The organism is Amycolatopsis camponoti (genome assembly GCF_902497555.1).
In the GTDB taxonomy this organism is placed as follows: Bacteria; Actinomycetota; Actinomycetes; order Mycobacteriales; family Pseudonocardiaceae; genus Amycolatopsis; species Amycolatopsis camponoti.
The window spans coordinates 12,501-28,720 of record NZ_CABVGP010000002.1; the positions used below are offsets into that span (position 1 = coordinate 12,501).

Here is a 16,220-nt window from a genome sequence, read left to right on the forward strand (position 1 = left end):
CTGTGTCATTCATACAATACATCGGCTTGAGTCCTTGAGGCTCTTGTCTAGTGGTGTGGATGGGTAGGGGAGCGTCCTGCATCCAGGGAAGCGGCGGCGGAAGCCAGTCGTGGAGGGTGTGGGAGTGAGAATGCAGGCATGAGTAGCGAATGCAGAGTGAGAAACTCTGCCGCCGGATGACCAAGGGTTCCTGGGCCAGGCTAATCCGCCCAGGGTAAGTCGGGACCTAAGGCGAGGCCGACAGGCGTAGTCGATGGACAACGGGTTGATATTCCCGTACCCGAGCATGTGCGCCCATGACGAGGCGTTTGATACTAACCACCCAAAGCCATGAGCTGAAGTCTTCGGATGGAGGTTTGTGTGTGGAGCGTGGGACCTGATTTCGTAGTAGTCAAGCGATGGGGTGACGCAGGAAGGTAGCTCCGCCAGTGAGTGGTAGTACTGGTGTAAGCGTGTAGGCCGGAACATAGGCAAATCCGTGTTCCATGAGGCTGAGACGTGATGCGTAGCCGTTTGAGGCGAAGTAGAGTGATCCTATGCTGCCGAGAAAAGCCTCTAGTGAGTGCATGCACGGCCCGTACCCCAAACCAACACAGGTGGTCAGGTAGAGAATACCAAGGCGATCGGGTGAACTGTGGTTAAGGAACTCGGCAAAATGCCCCCGTAACTTCGGGAGAAGGGGGGCCAAACACTCTGAAGTCCTTTACGGACTAGGGGTGGGTGGCCGCAGAGACCAGCGGAAAGCGACTGTTTACTAAAAACACAGGTCCATGCGAAGTCGCAAGACGATGTATATGGACTGACGCCTGCCCGGTGCTGGAACGTTAAGAGGACCGGTTAGCCTTTCGGGGCGAAGCTGAGAATTTAAGCGCCAGTAAACGGCGGTGGTAACTATAACCATCCTAAGGTAGCGAAATTCCTTGTCGGGTAAGTTCCGACCTGCACGAATGGCGTAACGACTTTCCGGCTGTCTCAACCACAGGCCCGGCGAAATTGCACTACGAGTAAAGATGCTCGTTACGCGCGGCAGGACGGAAAGACCCCGGGACCTTTACTATAGTTTGGTATTGGTTTTCGGTTCGGCTTGTGTAGGATAGGTGGGAGACTGTGAAGCGGTGACGCTAGTTACTGTGGAGTCGTTGTTGAAATACCACTCTGGTCGAATTGGGAATCTGAACCTCGGGCCATGATCTGGTTCAGGGACAGTGCCTGATGGGTAGTTTAACTGGGGCGGTTGCCTCCTAAAGAGTAACGGAGGCGCCCAAAGGTTCCCTCAGCCTGGTTGGCAATCAGGTGTTGAGTGCAAGTGCACAAGGGAGCTTGACTGTGAGACAGACATGTCGAGCAGGGACGAAAGTCGGGACTAGTGATCCGGCACCTCCTGGTGGAAGGGGTGTCGCTCAACGGATAAAAGGTACCCCGGGGATAACAGGCTGATCTTGCCCAAGAGTCCATATCGACGGCATGGTTTGGCACCTCGATGTCGGCTCGTCGCATCCTGGGGCCGGAGTAGGTCCCAAGGGTTGGGCTGTTCGCCCATTAAAGCGGCACGCGAGCTGGGTTTAGAACGTCGTGAGACAGTTCGGTCCCTATCCGCCGCGCGCGTAGGATACTTGAGGAAGGCTGTCCCTAGTACGAGAGGACCGGGACGGACGAACCTCTGGTGTGCCAGTTGTTCCGCCAGGGGCATGGCTGGTTGGCCACGTTCGGAAGGGATAACCGCTGAAGGCATCTAAGCGGGAAGCCTGTTCCAAGATGAGGTATCCCACCCTTTGTGGGTTAAGGCTCCCAATAGACCATTGGGTTGATAGGCCAGAAATGGAAGCACAGTAATGTGTTGTCGAGTTGACTGGTACTAATAGGCCGAGGACTTGTCTACGAAGGTGTTACGCATCCACTCTACGGTTCTGAAACACCACATGATTCCCCTGTTGGTTGGGGGGTGTGTGTTGTTTCGTAGTGTTTCGGTGGTTTTAGCGTCAGGGAAACGCCCGGTCCCATTCCGAACCCGGAAGCTAAGCCTGATAGCGCCGATGGTACTGCAACCGAAGGGTTGTGGGAGAGTAGGACACCGCCGAACTTACGTGGGAAGAGGGCCTGGGCCTGGTTGAGAACTTCGGTTCTCCCGGTCCAGGCCCTTTTTCATGCCCGGGACATGACCGTGTCGTCCGTCTAATCACGCGTGTCGTCCGCCCAGGTACGGGTGTCGTCCGGCTGGGTACGCGTGTCGTCCGTCCAATCACGCGAGTCGGCTCCCCAATCACGCGTGTCGACCCTTCAGGCACGCGAGTCACGCGCCGGCCGCTGGGCTGATGCCCGTCCAATCACGTGTGATGCCTCCCCGATCACGCCTGATGCCTCAAACCGAGTGCGGACGAGGCGCCGGCCGGCTCCGCAGGGGACTCGACAACACCAGCGACGTCGTCGTCTCCCCGTACCGCTGCACCGTCTCGACCACTCCCTCCAGCTCCGCGGTGTCCCGGCACAGCACCCGCAGGATCCAGCACTCCTCGCCGGTGACGTGATCCGCGGAAACGACCTGCGGCAGCGGCAACACCGCCGTCCGGAAGCGCGGCGTGTCCAGGCTCCGCACCCGGGCCCGCACCAACGCCTCGATCGGCAGCCCCAGCTTCGACGTATCGACGCGAGCCGCGTAGCCGGTGATCACCCCGCGTTCCTCGAGCCGGCGCACTCGCTCCGTCACCGCCGAGCCCGACAGCGACACCCGGCGGCCGAGCTCCGAGAAGCTGAGCCGGCCGTCCTCCTGGAGGAGCTCCAGCAGGTGCCAGTCGACGTCGTCGAGGTCCACCGTGATTCTCCAAGCCGCGCGGGGACAGAACCCGGAAATCCCCGGCCGTCCCGGGCTTCCACGCCGATTCTGCCCTGTGTCCGGACTCCCGCGACCAGCAGGATTCAAGGCATGACGACCGCACGCACGCTCACCGTCCCGGCCCCCGCGCCCGAAGCCGCCATGACCTACTTCGGCGCCGAACTCGCCTTCGAAGTCGACCCCGACGATCTCGTCCGGGACCTCGAAGCCGGCCACACCGACGGTTACGTGATCGTCGAGACGCGCGCCGAAGAGGCTTTCACTTCCGCCCGCATCCCCGGCGCGGTCAACCTCCCCTACCGGGACATGACCGACGAGACCACCGCTCACCTCGACAAGCAGCTCGTCTACGTCTGCTACTGCGAGAGCGTCAACTGCAACGCCGCGACGAAGGGCGCCCTCAAACTGGCCGAGCTCGGTTTCAAGGTGAAACGGCTCTCCGGCGGCATCACCGCCTGGATCGCCGCCGGCTACCCCGTCGAAGGCGAAACCACCGCAGGCGAAACCACAGCAACGGCCGGGATCCGCTGCGCCTGCTGAGCCACCTACCCTGAAAAGCGTGACACGACTGCTCATCATCCAGCCGGACGCGTCGGACCCGCTCGGCGCGCTCGGCGACTGGCTCACCGGCGCCGGCGCGGTGCTCGACGTTCGGCTGCTGCCGAAGGACGACCTGCCCGACGACCTCGACGGCTACCGGGGCGTCATCTGCCTCGGCGGCGGCATGGCCGTGGAAGACGACGCGGAGCACCCGTGGCTCGCCGGTGTGCGGCGCCTGCTCGCGAAAGCGGCGACGAAGCGGATCCCGACCCTGGGCATCTGCCTCGGCGCCCAGCTGCTGGCCGTCGCGACCGGCGGCCGCGTCGAGGTCGGGCGGGACGGGCCCGAGGTCGGTCCGCACCTCGTCGCCAAGAAGGACGCGGCGTGGACCGACCCGCTCTTCGCCGAGCTGCCGCTCATGCAGGACGTCCTGCAGTTCCACAACGACGCGATCACCCGGCTCCCGCCCGGCGCCGAGCTGCTCGCTTCCGCGCCGCTCTACCAGAACCAGGCTTTCCGGTTCAACCGTTGTGTCTACGGTGTCCAGTTCCACATCGAGACGACGCCCGCCGTCGTCGAGAGCTGGGCCGCCGACGAGCCCGGAATGGCGGAATTCGCCCGTCCGGGCTCACTCGAGCACGACGCGTTGATCGCCGTGCACGCGGACATCGAGGAAACCTGGCGCCCGTTCGCGCAGCGGTTCGTCCGGTTGGCCGCCGGGGAGCTCGAACCCGCCGCCGACAGTCAACGCTCGTTACCACTGGCTTAACGGCAAGGGTCACAGTAAGCAACAGCCTGTTAACGCCAGGCGTCACCCTTCAGGTACCTTGCGGAAGGAGTCCCCACAAGGGTTCGGAGGTCGGGGTGGAGCCCTCGTTGCTGGTCGTGCTCGTCGTCGTCACGGCCTTGGTTTTCGATTTCACGAACGGGTTCCACGACACCGCGAACTCGATGGCGACGTCGATCGCCACCGGGGCGCTCAAGCCCCGCGTGGCCGTCGCGATCTCGGCGGTGCTGAACCTGGTCGGCGCGTTCCTGTCGGTGGAGGTCGCCAAGACGATCTCCAGCGGCCTGGTGGACGACACGAAGATCGGCCCGTCGATCGTGTTCGGCGGGCTGATCGGCGCGATCGTCTGGAACCTCGTGACGTGGTTCGTCGGCCTGCCGTCGAGCTCGTCGCACGCGCTGTTCGGAGGCCTGATCGGTGCCACCTGGGTTTCGGCGGGCAGCGACTCGGTCCACTTCGGAAAGATCGTCGAGAAGGTCCTGGTCCCGGCCGCCGCGAGCCCGGTGATCGCCGGGCTCGTCGCGATGATCGCGACCTACCTCGTCTACCGCTTCCTCGTCCGCGGCCGCCCGGCCACGCGCGGGTTCAAGGTCGGCCAGGTCGTCTCGGCGTCACTCGTCTCCCTCGCGCACGGCACCAACGACGCGCAGAAGACGATGGGCGTCATCACGCTCACGCTCGTCAGCGCCGGCAGCCTGCCGGCGGGCGCGGCACCACCCGTCTGGGTGATCATCAGCGCCGCCTGCGCCCTCGCGCTCGGCACCTACCTCGGCGGCTGGCGCATCACCCACACCCTCGGCAAGGGCCTCACGGACATCGAGGGCCCACAGGGTTTCGCCGCCCAGACGAGCTCGGCGCTGGTCATCCTGGTCTCGTCCCGGCTGGGTTTCCCGCTGTCGACGACGCACGTGTGCTCCGGCGGGATCGTCGGCTCCGGCGTCGGCCGCCGCGAGGCGCCGGTGCGCTGGCGGATGGCGGGCCGGATGGTCGTCGCGTGGCTGTTCACGCTGCCCGCCGCCGCGATCGTCGGCGCGGTGTCCGGCAAGATCGCCTCGCTCGGCGCCGCGGGCACCATCGCCGTCGGCGTCGTCGGCATCGCCGTGGGCGTCGGGATCTGGCTGCTTTCCCGTCGCCACCCCGTCACCGCGCACAGCTTCCAGGTGCCCGAGCCGACACCCGCCGGAACCGAACCGGGCCGGCTCGCCGCCTGAGCGCACCCTCCCGGGATACGGTGGTTCGTGATGGCAGACCGCGCGCGATCGACCGCTTCGGCGGCGAGGTACGGCTTCACCGATCCCCGTGCCGAGGGTCAGTTGCGCGCGGCCGGCTGGTGGGACGACGCCGGCCCGGTCGAAGCCGCCGCCGACGTGCTCGCGGCGTTGTCCCGCACCGCGGACCCGGACCTCGCGCTGCGGGGGATCGACTGGATCCGCGAGGCCGACGAGGGCGGGTGGCCGCGGCTCGACGAACAGCTGCGCGCCCACCGGACCTTCCGCGGCCGTCTCCTCAGTGTGCTCGGGACGTCGAGCGCGCTCGCCGACTTCATCGCCGCGAACCCGGAGCAGTGGCAGACGCTCATCGGCGACAAGTGCACCGACTCCGAGTGCTACCGCGAAAACCTGCGCACGTCGCTCGTGCGCGACGACGGTTCGGTGCTCACCGGGCTCGAAGCCGAGCAGGCCCTCAAGATCGCCTACCGCGGCCAGCTGCTCGGCATCGCCGCCGCGGACCTCGGCCACCTCGTCGAGGCCGGGCTCGAGCACCCGAACTACGCCGAGGTCGCGGCGCAGCTGACCGAGCTGGCCGAAGCCGCGCTCGCCGCCGGGCTCGTCGTCGCCGAAGCCGAGGTCGGCGCGCCCGCCGAGGGCAACCTGTCGATCATCGCCATGGGCAAGTGCGGCGGCCGGGAGCTCAACTACGTCAGCGATGTCGACGTGATCTTCGTCGGCGCCGACGACCTCGGCGTCGCCACGCGGCTGGCCAGCACGACGATGCGCGTCGTCGGCAAGGCCTGCTTCGAGGTCGACGCCGCCCTGCGCCCCGAAGGCAAGGCCGGCGCGCTCGTCCGCACGCTCGAGAGCCACCAGGGCTACTACCAGAAGTGGGCCAAGACCTGGGAGTTCCAGGCGCTGCTCAAGGCGCGGCCGGTGGCGGGCGACGCCGAGCTCGGCCGACAGTACGCCGAGATGGTCGCGCCGCTGGTGTGGTCGGCGGCCGACCGCGAGAACTTCGTCGGCGAGGTGCAGCAGATGCGCCGCCGCGTCGAGGGGCACGTGCCGTCCGAGCACGCCGAACGCGAGCTCAAGCTGGGCCGCGGCGGGCTGCGGGACGTCGAGTTCGCGGTGCAGCTGTTGCAGCTGGTGCACGGCCGCGTCGACGCCGACCTGCGCTCACCGTCCACGATGGACGCGCTCGCCGCGCTCGGTGAAGGCGGCTACGTGGGCCGCCAGGACGCGGCCGAGCTGGGGGCGTCGTACGAGTTCCTGCGGATGATCGAGCACCGGCTGCAGCTGCGGCGGCTGCGCCGGACGCACCTGTTCCCGGCGACGTCGGACACCGTCGAGCTGCGGATCCTGGCGCGAGCCAGCGGGATCAAGGCGAGTGGTGGCAAGAGCCAGGGCGAGACGCTGCTGGCGGAGTTCCGGAAGCACGCGAAGGGCATCCGGCGGCTGCACGAGAAGATCTTCTACCGGCCGCTGCTGCAGTCCGTCGCGAACGTGCCGACCGAGGCGCTGCGCCTGACCACCGAACAGGCCGCGAGCCGGCTGGCCGCGCTCGGTTACACCGCCCCCGACGGCGCGCTCCAGCACATCAAGGCCCTCACCTCCGGCGTCTCGCGGCGCGCCGCGATCCAGCAGGCGCTGCTGCCGGTGCTGCTCGACCTCCTGGCCGACACACCCGACCCCGACGGCGGCCTGCTGTCGTACCGGAAGGTGTCCGAGGCACTCGAAGACACCCCGTGGTACCTGCGGGTCCTGCGTGACGAGGGCACGGTCGTCGAGAACCTGGCCGCCCTGCTCGGCACGTCCCGGCTGGTCCCGGACCTGCTCGTGCGCGCGCCGGAAGTACTGCGGCTGCTGGGCGATCCGGCCCGGCTGCTGGGCCGCACGCCCGCCGAGGTGGCGAAGTCGCTGCGGGCCGCCGTCCGGCGTCAGCCCGGGTTGAACGCCGCCGTCGCCGCCGCGCGTTCGCTGCGGCGGCACGAACTGCTGCGGATCGCGTGCGCGGACCTGCTCGGCCTGCTCGACGTGCCCGCCGTGTGCGAAGCGCTGTCCAGCGTCTGGGTCGCGGTGCTGCAGGGCGCGCTGGCCGCGGCGTTCCGCCAGCGCCAGGCGGAGCTGGGACGCACGCCGGCGCGCATCGCGGTGATCGGGATGGGCCGGCTCGGCGGCGCCGAACTCGGCTACGGCTCCGACGCCGACGTCCTCTTCGTGTGCGAGCCGTCCGAAGGGGTCTCGGACGCCGACGCGGTGAAGTTCGCTTCGTCGGTCGCGGAGACGGTCCGGAAGATGCTGGGCGCGCCGAGCTCGGACCCGGCTCTGGAGGTCGACACCGACCTGCGCCCGGAGGGGCGGAGCGGGCCGCTGGTGCGGACGCTGGAGTCGTACCGCGCGTACTACGCGCGCTGGGGCGAGGTGTGGGAGGCGCAGGCGCTGCTGCGCGCCCGGTTCGTCGCGGGCGACGACGACCTCGGCGAGCGCTTCATCGCGATGATCGACCCGATCCGCTACCCCGAGGGCGGCCTGGACGCGACGAAAGCGCGCGAGATCCGCCGCATCAAGGCACGCGTGGAGACCGAGCGGATGCCCCGCGGCGCCGACCCGACGCGCCATACGAAACTCGGCCGCGGCGGTCTCGCCGACGTCGAGTGGACGGTCCAGCTGCTGCAGCTCCAGCACGCGGGTTCGGTCCCGGGGCTGCGGACGACGTCGACCCTGGACGCGCTGGCTCGCCTGCCGGAAGCGGGGCTGGCCACGCAGTCCGAAGCGGACTCGCTACGCGAGGCGTGGCTGCTGGCGACCCGGGTGCGCAACGCGGGGATGCTGGTGCGCGGCAAGGCGGTCGACGAGGTCCCGGGGTCGGGCCGCGACCTGGTGGCGGTGGCCCGGGTCCTGGGCCAGACGGCCGCGGACGACCCGGGCGAGTTCCTGGACACGTACCGCCGCATCACCCGCCGGGCGCACACCGTGGTGGAGCACCTGTTCTACGAGGCCTGACCTACATGCCTGACCTACAGTGGGGCTCGTGACTGAACGCGAGCCGTTCCGGACCCGCATCAAGGTCCGGCACTACGAACTGGACACCCTGGGCCACCTCAACCACGCCGTGTACCACTCGTACGGCGAGGTCTCGAGACTGGAGCTGCTCGAGCGGGCGGGCGCGATGAAGGGGCTGGGCAACGTCGCGTCGGTGCTGCTCGAGACGCACGTGGTGTTCCGCCGCGAGCTGCGCGCGGGCGACGAGGTCGACGTGACGTGCGACGTCAAGTTCGGCAGCGGCAAGACGTTCTCGATGGACTCGAACATCTACAAGGCCGACGGGACGCTGGCCGCGGAGATCACCTGCACGCTGGGATTGATGGACCTCGAGATCCGCAAGCTGGTGGCGGACCCGCGGGGGCGCTTCGAAGCCGCAGGAGCGGATATGAAGCTGCTGTCCACGGCAGAATAAGGCCAATTTCGGCCATACGCTTCCGTTGCCGCCCGCGCCGGGCGTATGGTTTTTTGCGGATCGCACGGGGCGGTCCTTCCGGGGGAGATCATTTTATCGGGTCGTCGTGTGACGTTTATTTCGCGCGCCCCCGGAAAATGAGGGAGGGACGATTTCATGAAGATGGGGAAGATCGCGGCCACCGGTGCCGTCGCGGCCGGTTTCGCGGTGCTCGGGTTCGCCGCGCCCGCACAGGCCGCCGAACCGGCCGCGGCCGTGGTGGCCGCGGACAACCCGGCGTACCTGCTGCTGGCGCCCGCACCGAACTGCGTCGGCCTGGCGCAGGGCCGCAACGGCAGCACGGCATGGGCGGAGGCGACCAACAACAATTGCGGTTACACCGTGCGAGTGCGCATGATCTGGGCGTGGGCCGGCGACGGTCCGTGCGTGTCACTGCCGAACAATTACTACTACCGGGAGACGCGCGGAGCGGCGAACATCCCGCCGCGTCCCTACGTGAGTGAACTGCGCTCCTGCTGATCGAAAAAGGAAAGGCCGGTTCCGTCCGCGGCGGAACCGGCCTTTTCGTAGCCGAACAAGGAACGGGACGGCGGTCGGGGTTTCCCCTCGACCGCCGTCCCGTGTCTGGTGGGGACTCCGACCAGCGACCCTGGTCAAAGCCCCGCGTCGATCACACGTCGTAGTACAGGGCGAACTCGTACGGGTGCGGGCGCAGGCGCAGCGGGTCGATCTCGTTCTCGCGCTTGTACGACACCCACGTCTCGATCACGTCCGGCGTGAACACGCCGCCCTCGAGGAGGTAGTCGTGGTCGGCTTCGAGGGTGTCCAGCACCGTGCCCAGGTCGCCCGGGACGAGCTTGACGTTCTTGGCCTCCTCCGGCGGGAGCTCGTAGAGGTCCTTGTCGATCGGTTCGGCCGGCTCGATCTTGTTCTTGATGCCGTCGAGGCCGGCCATCATCATCGCCGAGAACGCCAGGTACGGGTTGCCCGACGAGTCCGGGCAGCGGAACTCGGCGCGCTTGGCCTTCGGGTTGTTGCCCGTGATCGGGATGCGGACGCAGGCCGAGCGGTTGCGCTGCGAGTAGACCAGCGAAACCGGCGCCTCGAAGCCCGGCACCAGGCGGTGGTAGGAGTTCACCGTCGGGTTCGTGAAGGCCAGCAGGCTCGGCGCGTGCTTGAGCAGCCCGCCGATGTAGTGGCGCGCGGTGTCCGACAGGCCGGCGTAGCCCGACTCGTCGTGGAACAGCGGCTGGCCGTCCTTCCACAGCGACTGGTGGCAGTGCATGCCCGAGCCGTTGTCGCCGGCGAGCGGCTTCGGCATGAACGTCGCCGTCTTGCCCGCCCCGAACACCGTGTTCTTCACGATGTACTTGAACAGCTGCAGGTCGTCGGCCGCGTGCAGCAGCGTGTTGAACTTGTAGTTGATCTCGGTCTGGCCGGCGGTGCCCACCTCGTGGTGCGCGCGCTCGATCTCGAAACCGGTGTTCGTCAGGTTGCGGACGATCTCGTCGCGCAGGTCGGCGAAGTGGTCGACCGGCGGGACGGGGAAGTAGCCGCCCTTGAACTTCGTCTTGTAGCCCTGGTTCCCACCGACCTCGTCGGCGCCGGTGTTCCACCAGCCCTCGATCGAGTCGATCTCGTGGAACGAGGCGTGCTCGGCGGAGTCGAAGCGGACCGAGTCGAAGATATAGAACTCGGCTTCGGGGCCGAAGTACACGTTGTCGGCGACGCCGTACTCGGAGATGTACTGCTCGGCCTTGCGCGCGATGTTGCGCGGGTCGCGGCTGTACGCCTCACGCGTGAACGGGTCGTGCACGAAGAAGTTGAGCGCCAGCGTCTTCGCCTTGCGGAACGGGTCGATCCGCGCGGTCTCCGGGTCCGGCAGCAGCAGCATGTCGGACTCGTGAATGGACTGGAAGCCGCGTACCGAGGAGCCGTCGAACGCGAGACCCTCTTCGTAGGCCTCTTCGGTGAAGGCCTTCGCGGGGACCGTGAAGTGCTGCATCACGCCGGGCAGGTCGCAGAACTGGACGTCGATGACTTCGACGTCCTCGTCGGCGATGAGGCGCTGGATGTCGTCTGGAGTAGTGGGCACCCTCGGTGACTCCTTCTCGTTCGAGCTCGTACGGCAGTGCTCTCTTCGGCTCACGCTAAAAGTGCGGTGTTGCCCGACCGTCACCCGTATGTTTCGCCGGTGTTAACGGGTGGTCGATATCGGGTATCCGACCAGGTCGGATGTGTTCCACGCCACCGGCATACCCTAGACGGGTGGCGAGATGGACCGGTGAATGGCTCCCCGGCACCGGCGAGGGCCGGCAGGACGTTGATCAGCACGAGTCGCGCTGGCCGGGCGAGAAGTTCGGTTTGCCCGAATCAGGCGTGGGCTCGGCGGCGAGCGGGGGTGCGCGGCTGCTCGCGCTGGTCGTCGACCTCGTCGTCGCGGCCCTGGTCACGGCCATCTTCCTGCACCCCAGCCTGCAGGACCCGGTCGCGATGCAGAACTTCAACCTCTGGTCCGGCGGAGTGTGGGCGGTCATCTCCGTCGTGTCCGCCGGCTTCTTCGGGTTCACGCCCGGGATGGCCGCCGTCGGCGTCCGCGTCGCCCGGCTCGACGGCGCCGCGCTGGTCGGCCCGCCGCGCGCGCTGGTCCGGGCGGTCCTGACGTTCGTGATCATCCCGGCGGCGGTCCGCAACGCCGACGGCCGCAGCTGGCTCGACCGGCTGACCGGCACCGTCGTCATCCGGATGCGCTGACCCGCCCACGAGAAAGGCCCCGTCCGGTGCGGACGGGGCCTTCGTCGTCGGTACGGGGTCAGCGACGGCGGATCGTGCGCTGGACGTTGCGCATCTTCGCGCCGGCCGGCATCGGGCCCTTCGGCATCGCCGCGCCGCGGTTGCCGAGCGCCGCGAGCTTCGCTTCCAGCGCGTCGACCTGGGCCGGCTTGAGGTTGCGCGGCAGCTTCATCAGGAAGCCCTGGAGCTTCTTCAGCGGGATCTGGCCCTCTTCGTGGCCGATCGTCACGTCGTAGATCGGGGTGTCACCGACCAGTCGGGACACGCGCTTCTTCTCCTGCGCGAGCAGCGTCTTGACGCGGTGCTGCGCGCCCTCGGCGACGAGCACCACGCCCGGGCCGCCCAGTACGCGGTGCACGGCGTCGAGCTGGGTCGTCGCCGCGACGGTCGGCGTCACCTTCCACTTGCCGCGGAGGTTCTCCAGCGCCCACGCCGCGGCGCCGGGCTGGCCGTCGGCCTTCGAGTAGACCGTCTTCTGGACGCGCCGGCCGAAGATGATCATGGCGAGCAGACCGCCGAGGATCAGCCCCAAGGGCAGCAGCACCCACTGCGAGCCGAAGAAGGACCCGATGCCGAACGCCACGCCGGCGACGACGACGATCGACCCGACCATCCACGGGATGAGCCACGGGTCTTCCTTGCGCTGCATCTTGAAGGCCTCGAAGAGCTGGCCACGGCGGGCCTTGCTCGCCGCGCGCTTCTCCTTCTTGGCCTGCTTGGCCGCTTCCTTGTCCTGCTGTCCCGCCATCTGACCAGGATACGGCCGCGTGCCCCTGCCCCGATTCCCCGTCCCCCTCTGCGAGGATGCCGGACGTGACCGGCGTACTTTCCCCCAAGAGCCAGAACCGTCTGCTCGATGGTCTCGACCCTGAGCAGCGCGCCGCCGCCGGTGCCCCGCGAGGGCCGGTCTGCGTGCTCGCCGGGGCCGGCACGGGCAAGACCCGCACGATCACCCACCGGATCGCCCACCTCGTCCGATCCGGGCATGTTTCCGCTGGTCAGGTGCTCGCAGTGACGTTCACGACGCGAGCCGCGGGGGAGATGCGGACCCGGCTGCGGGGCCTCGGCGTCGAGGCCGCGCAGGCCCTGACGTTCCACGCCGCCGCCCGCCGTCAGCTGCGGTACTTCTGGCCGCGCGTGGTCGGCGACCGGCCCTGGGACCTGCTGGAGAACAAGTTCCGCTACGTCGGACAGGCCGCGACCCGGGCCAAGCTCGGCACCGAAACCGAGATCCTGCGCGACCTGTCGAGCGAGATCGAGTGGGCGAAGGCGTCGCTGATCGCCCCGGACGACTACCCGGCCGTCGCGGCGCGCACCCAGCGCGACATCCCGGCGCCGGCGGCGCAGATCGCCCAGGTCTACCGCACGTACGAAGAGCTGAAGAACGCCGCGCAGGTGCTCGACTTCGACGATCTCCTGCTGCACACGACGGCGGTGCTCGAGGAGCACGGCGTCGTCGCCGAGGAGTTCCGCGACCGCTACCGGTGCTTCGTCGTCGACGAGTACCAGGACGTCACGCCGCTGCAGCAGCGCCTGCTCGACGCGTGGCTCGGCGGCCGCGACGACCTGACCGTCGTCGGCGACGCCAACCAGACCATCTACTCCTTCGGCGGCGCGTCGCCGAAGTCGCTGCTCGAGTTCACGCGGCGCTACCCGGACGCGACGGTCGTCCGGCTCGAGCGCGACTACCGGTCGACGCCCGAGGTCGTCTCGCTGGCGAACCGGGTCATCGGCGCCGCGCGCGGGCGGCCGGCGGGGTCGCGCCTGAAGCTGATCGGGCAGCGGCCGTCGGGTCCGGAGCCGCGCTTCGCCGAGTTCGACGACGAGGCGGTCGAGGCCGAGGCCGTCGCCGGTCGGGTGCGCGAGCTGCTGGACGGCGGCGTCGCGGCGAGCGAGATCGCGGTGCTGTACCGCGTGAACGCGCAGTCGGAGGCGTACGAGTCGGCACTGACCGCGACCGGCATCCCGTACCTCGTCCGCGGTGGCGAGCGGTTCTTCAACCGGACCGAGGTCCGGCAGGCGATGTCGGCGCTGCGGGCCGCGAGCGGCGACGGCAGCTCCGACCTGGTCACGACGGTGCGGTCGGTGCTCGCCCGCGTCGGGCTGACCGAGTCGCCGCCGGCGGGTGGCGCGGCCAAGGAGCGCTGGGACGCGCTCCTGGCGATCGTCGAGCTGGCCGAAGAGCTGGCCTCGACGGTCGAGGACGCCGACCTGCCGCGCTTCAACACCGAACTGGAGCAGCGCGCCGCGGCCCAGCACCCGCCGACGGTGGAGGGCGTGACGCTGGCGTCGCTGCACGCGGCGAAGGGCCTGGAGTGGGACGCGGTGTTCCTCGTCGGCCTGGCCGAGGGCACGATGCCGATCCTGCACGCCGGCGACGACGAGGCGGCGATCGAGGAAGAGCGGCGGCTGTTCTACGTCGGCGTGACGCGCGCCCGCGAGCACCTGTGGCTGTCGTGGGCGCTGGCCCGCACGCCGGGAGGGCGGCGCAACCGCCGTCGCAGCCGGTTCCTGTACGGCCTGATCCCGGAGGATCACCCGGCCGCCCGCGCGGCCCGCACCCAGCAGAAGCCGGCGACGCCGATCAAGACGCGCTGCCGCGTCTGCGGCGGGCCGCTGCTGGAGACCCTCGAGGTCAAGCTGGGCCGCTGCGGCAAGTGCCCGTCGACGGTGGACGAGGGACTGCTGGAGCGCCTGAAGTCCTGGCGCGCCGACCGGGCCCGCGAGCTGAAGGTGCCGGCGTTCGTGGTGTTCACCGACGCAACGCTGATGGCCATCGCCGAGCAACGCCCGATCGACGAGGCGGCGCTGGTGTCGATCTCGGGAATCGGCGCGACCAAGCTGGAGCGGTTCGGCACGGAGATCCTCGGCGTGGTCCGGGCATCGGCGGAGTAGCGACGGGTCGGGGCCGTCGGGTGCTCTGGGAACCGGGGCCGTCTCGCTGCGTTCGAGGCGGTGTTGGTCCGGTCGGCTTCGGCCCGCGGCCGGGGGGCGCGGCTCGTGCGGGCCGGCCGTCGAGGCCGTCCCGACCGGGGGCCGGACCGGTGTGGTCGCGCCCGGTTCACTCGGGCGGCGGTATCGCGGCGATGGGGTGTTGACCGCGTCCGGGCCATGATCGACGCGGCGAACCCGCTGCTCAGGGGCGATCTTCGTAACTTCGAGGATTTTCCCGTTAATTGAGTTGCCTCGGTGTGGTGGGGCACAATAACCTGCCAGTACCGAGCCCGAAGGGCTCGGCTGGGGATCCACGTGACAGCGCCGCTCGGCGGCCGTGTGTGCAGAGTACAGAAGGAGGTGCCGGTGAAATGATCAACACCATGACGCTCACGAATCCGGGCACCCGTCTGTCCTGCGCCGCGGAAGTTGCGGCTGCTCAGCGCCCGGGCACCGGTGTGTCCGTGAGCGCGCACGAGATTCAGGTCATGCGTCGCGTCGAGCGGCGCTGGGCCACCGGTGATGTCGTGTTCGGGACGCAGGGCGTTCTCGCCGCGTACCCGCAGGCTGATCTGTCGACCATCAAGCAGTTCCGTGTTCCGTTGTCGTTACGGGAGCGAAGTTCCTGACCTAGTCAGGACTAGAGGCTCACGAAGGCCGCGGAACCGGAAAACCCGGATCCGCGGCCTTCGTGTTTTTGGCTGCACAACCCCAAGAGGACCAGCATTGCCCAGCTCCATCTCCCAACCGAAAACCCGTACGACACAAGGAGGAACTGCCATGTCTTCGGCCATCGCCTACACCTCGGGTGAGGCAATATTCGCCGACCTGCTCGACCCCATCGCGGTACCGGACGCGGCTCTGCCCTGCCGTTCGGGCGACGCGGACCTCTGGTTCGCCGAGTCCCCGGCCGAGCTCGAGCGCGCGAAGGCGCAGTGCGCCGACTGCCCGGTGCGCGAGGCCTGCCTGGCGGGCGCACTGGCTCGCCGCGAGCCGTGGGGCGTCTGGGGCGGCGAGATCTTCGAGCGCGGCGTCGTGATCGCGCGCAAGCGGCCCCGTGGCCGTCCGCGCAAGAACGCTGCCGTCGAGCCCGCCGCGGCCAAGGCCGTCGGCGCTCACCGGAGCGCCGCCGCATGAGCGTCGAACCGGTCACCACGAAAGACCACGAAGCGCGGATGTGCCGTCCGCAACTGCAGTTGACGAAGACCGAGATCGAGGAGATCAGCGAGATGTTGCTTTACGAAGAACTGTCCAGGGCCCGAATACGGGATCTGGAAGAGGGGGTCCGCGCCCAGCGGGCCCGAGGTAGCGCGCGTGCCGTACGCCGCTGGACGCGAGTAGCCCGATGGGCGTCTCGCCGCGCGGAGCGGTACGAGCTGGACCAGAACTGAGCGCAGGCCCCTGCCGCCCCGGGCGGCAGGGGCCTGCGTGCTGCCCGAAAGGTCGCGGCCTGCGGGGGTGCCGGGCGAGTTCGCTCGGTGGCGAGGCCGGTCGGATGTCGCTACCGCCGCGGCTGCGGCTTGGGCGGTGCTGGATGCTGCGGCGCCCAAGTGTTGGCGCGGCGGGGTAAGTCCTGCGGGTGGGGTCGGGGCCTCCTTCGGGTGGTGTGCGGCGGGTTTGCTCCCGGGTGGGTGGGCTGGCGAGGTTGCTTGCCGGTTGGCTGGC

14 protein-coding genes and 2 rRNA genes (1 of these 16 only partly in view) are annotated in these 16,220 nt (G+C 68.5%); 13 read left to right on the plus strand and 3 right to left on the minus strand.

Annotated elements, in window-relative coordinates; all coding sequences use genetic code 11:
• Both AA23TX_RS20830 and rrf read left to right on the plus strand, forming a co-directional pair.
• Positions 1 to 1,879: ribosomal RNA gene (locus tag AA23TX_RS20830) — 23S ribosomal RNA — on the plus strand (it extends 1,244 nt beyond the left edge of the window).
• A gap of 84 nt (positions 1,880 to 1,963) precedes the next feature.
• Positions 1,964 to 2,080 (plus strand): 5S ribosomal RNA (gene rrf, locus AA23TX_RS20835).
• A 279-nt stretch (positions 2,081 to 2,359) separates the two neighbouring features.
• Here the strand turns inward: rrf and AA23TX_RS20840 are convergent.
• Entirely contained in the window at positions 2,360 to 2,809 is a 450-nt protein-coding gene (locus AA23TX_RS20840; protein WP_155544562.1) for an Lrp/AsnC family transcriptional regulator, read from the minus strand.
• Positions 2,810 to 2,920: 111 nt separating this feature from the next.
• Between AA23TX_RS20840 and AA23TX_RS20845 the strand changes: the two genes are divergently transcribed.
• The 6 genes from AA23TX_RS20845 to AA23TX_RS20870 all read left to right on the plus strand — a co-directional run bounded on the left by AA23TX_RS20845 (position 2,921) and on the right by AA23TX_RS20870 (position 9,347).
• Complete coding sequence (locus tag AA23TX_RS20845; RefSeq protein ID WP_155544563.1) at positions 2,921 to 3,370, plus strand: rhodanese-like domain-containing protein; 450 nt, start codon at positions 2,921 to 2,923, stop codon at positions 3,368 to 3,370.
• Between the two features lie 19 nt (positions 3,371 to 3,389).
• Entirely contained in the window at positions 3,390 to 4,139 is a 750-nt protein-coding gene (locus tag AA23TX_RS20850; RefSeq protein WP_155544564.1) for a type 1 glutamine amidotransferase, read from the plus strand.
• A gap of 95 nt (positions 4,140 to 4,234) precedes the next feature.
• Entirely contained in the window at positions 4,235 to 5,368 is a 1,134-nt protein-coding gene (locus tag AA23TX_RS20855) for an inorganic phosphate transporter (RefSeq protein ID WP_196425464.1), read from the plus strand.
• 30 nt (positions 5,369 to 5,398) lie between these two features.
• Complete coding sequence (locus AA23TX_RS20860; protein WP_196425465.1) at positions 5,399 to 8,374, plus strand: bifunctional [glutamine synthetase] adenylyltransferase/[glutamine synthetase]-adenylyl-L-tyrosine phosphorylase; 2,976 nt, start codon at positions 5,399 to 5,401, stop codon at positions 8,372 to 8,374.
• Between the two features lie 28 nt (positions 8,375 to 8,402).
• Positions 8,403 to 8,828: an acyl-CoA thioesterase gene (locus AA23TX_RS20865; RefSeq protein ID WP_155544566.1), complete on the plus strand. Its 426-nt coding sequence runs from the start codon at positions 8,403 to 8,405 to the stop codon at positions 8,826 to 8,828.
• Between the two features lie 156 nt (positions 8,829 to 8,984).
• Complete coding sequence (locus tag AA23TX_RS20870; RefSeq protein WP_155544567.1) at positions 8,985 to 9,347, plus strand: alpha-amylase inhibitor; 363 nt, start codon at positions 8,985 to 8,987, stop codon at positions 9,345 to 9,347.
• A 151-nt stretch (positions 9,348 to 9,498) separates the two neighbouring features.
• Here the strand turns inward: AA23TX_RS20870 and glnA are convergent, their stop codons facing one another.
• Positions 9,499 to 10,923, minus strand: a complete 1,425-nt coding sequence (gene glnA / locus AA23TX_RS20875) for a type I glutamate--ammonia ligase (RefSeq protein WP_155544568.1) — start codon at positions 10,921 to 10,923, stop codon at positions 9,499 to 9,501.
• A 269-nt stretch (positions 10,924 to 11,192) separates the two neighbouring features.
• Here glnA and AA23TX_RS20880 point away from each other — a divergent pair, with 269 nt between their 5' ends.
• Positions 11,193 to 11,582 carry an RDD family protein gene (locus AA23TX_RS20880; RefSeq protein WP_155547199.1) on the plus strand — a complete coding sequence of 130 codons (390 nt, stop codon included), beginning with the start codon at positions 11,193 to 11,195 and terminating at the stop codon, positions 11,580 to 11,582.
• A 58-nt stretch (positions 11,583 to 11,640) separates the two neighbouring features.
• Here the strand turns inward: AA23TX_RS20880 and AA23TX_RS20885 are convergent, their stop codons facing one another.
• Positions 11,641 to 12,369 (minus strand): DUF4191 domain-containing protein, encoded by a 729-nt coding sequence (locus AA23TX_RS20885; RefSeq protein WP_155544569.1) that lies wholly within the window; start codon positions 12,367 to 12,369, stop codon positions 11,641 to 11,643.
• A 65-nt stretch (positions 12,370 to 12,434) separates the two neighbouring features.
• On the opposite strand from AA23TX_RS20885, the gene AA23TX_RS20890 reads away from it, so the two are divergent.
• From AA23TX_RS20890 to AA23TX_RS20905, 4 genes are all read left to right on the plus strand, one after another.
• A complete protein-coding gene (locus tag AA23TX_RS20890) occupies positions 12,435 to 14,516 on the plus strand; it encodes an ATP-dependent DNA helicase UvrD2 (RefSeq protein WP_155544570.1) in 2,082 nt (693 codons plus the stop codon).
• A gap of 410 nt (positions 14,517 to 14,926) precedes the next feature.
• On the plus strand, positions 14,927 to 15,184 hold the full coding sequence (locus AA23TX_RS20895; protein ID WP_155544571.1) for a hypothetical protein: 258 nt from the start codon (positions 14,927 to 14,929) through the stop codon (positions 15,182 to 15,184).
• 151 nt (positions 15,185 to 15,335) lie between these two features.
• Positions 15,336 to 15,692 carry a WhiB family transcriptional regulator gene (locus AA23TX_RS20900; RefSeq protein WP_155544572.1) on the plus strand — a complete coding sequence of 119 codons (357 nt, stop codon included), beginning with the start codon at positions 15,336 to 15,338 and terminating at the stop codon, positions 15,690 to 15,692.
• A complete protein-coding gene (locus AA23TX_RS20905; protein ID WP_155544573.1) occupies positions 15,689 to 15,946 on the plus strand; it encodes a hypothetical protein in 258 nt (85 codons plus the stop codon). Before AA23TX_RS20900 ends, AA23TX_RS20905 begins: the two co-directional genes overlap by 4 nt.
• Positions 15,947 to 16,220 lie beyond the last annotated feature (274 nt).

Coding starts and splice junctions, on each gene's coding strand:
- AA23TX_RS20900 (WP_155544572.1), top strand. CDS start 15,336: ATGTCTTCGGCCATCGCCTACACCTCGGGTGAGGCAATATTCGCCGAC.
- AA23TX_RS20860 (WP_196425465.1), top strand. CDS start 5,399: ATGGCAGACCGCGCGCGATCGACCGCTTCGGCGGCGAGGTACGGCTTC.
- AA23TX_RS20885 (WP_155544569.1), bottom strand. CDS start 12,369: ATGGCGGGACAGCAGGACAAGGAAGCGGCCAAGCAGGCCAAGAAGGAG.
- AA23TX_RS20845 (WP_155544563.1), top strand. CDS start 2,921: ATGACGACCGCACGCACGCTCACCGTCCCGGCCCCCGCGCCCGAAGCC.
- AA23TX_RS20905 (WP_155544573.1), top strand. CDS start 15,689: ATGAGCGTCGAACCGGTCACCACGAAAGACCACGAAGCGCGGATGTGC.
- AA23TX_RS20895 (WP_155544571.1), top strand. CDS start 14,927: ATGATCAACACCATGACGCTCACGAATCCGGGCACCCGTCTGTCCTGC.
- AA23TX_RS20870 (WP_155544567.1), top strand. CDS start 8,985: ATGAAGATGGGGAAGATCGCGGCCACCGGTGCCGTCGCGGCCGGTTTC.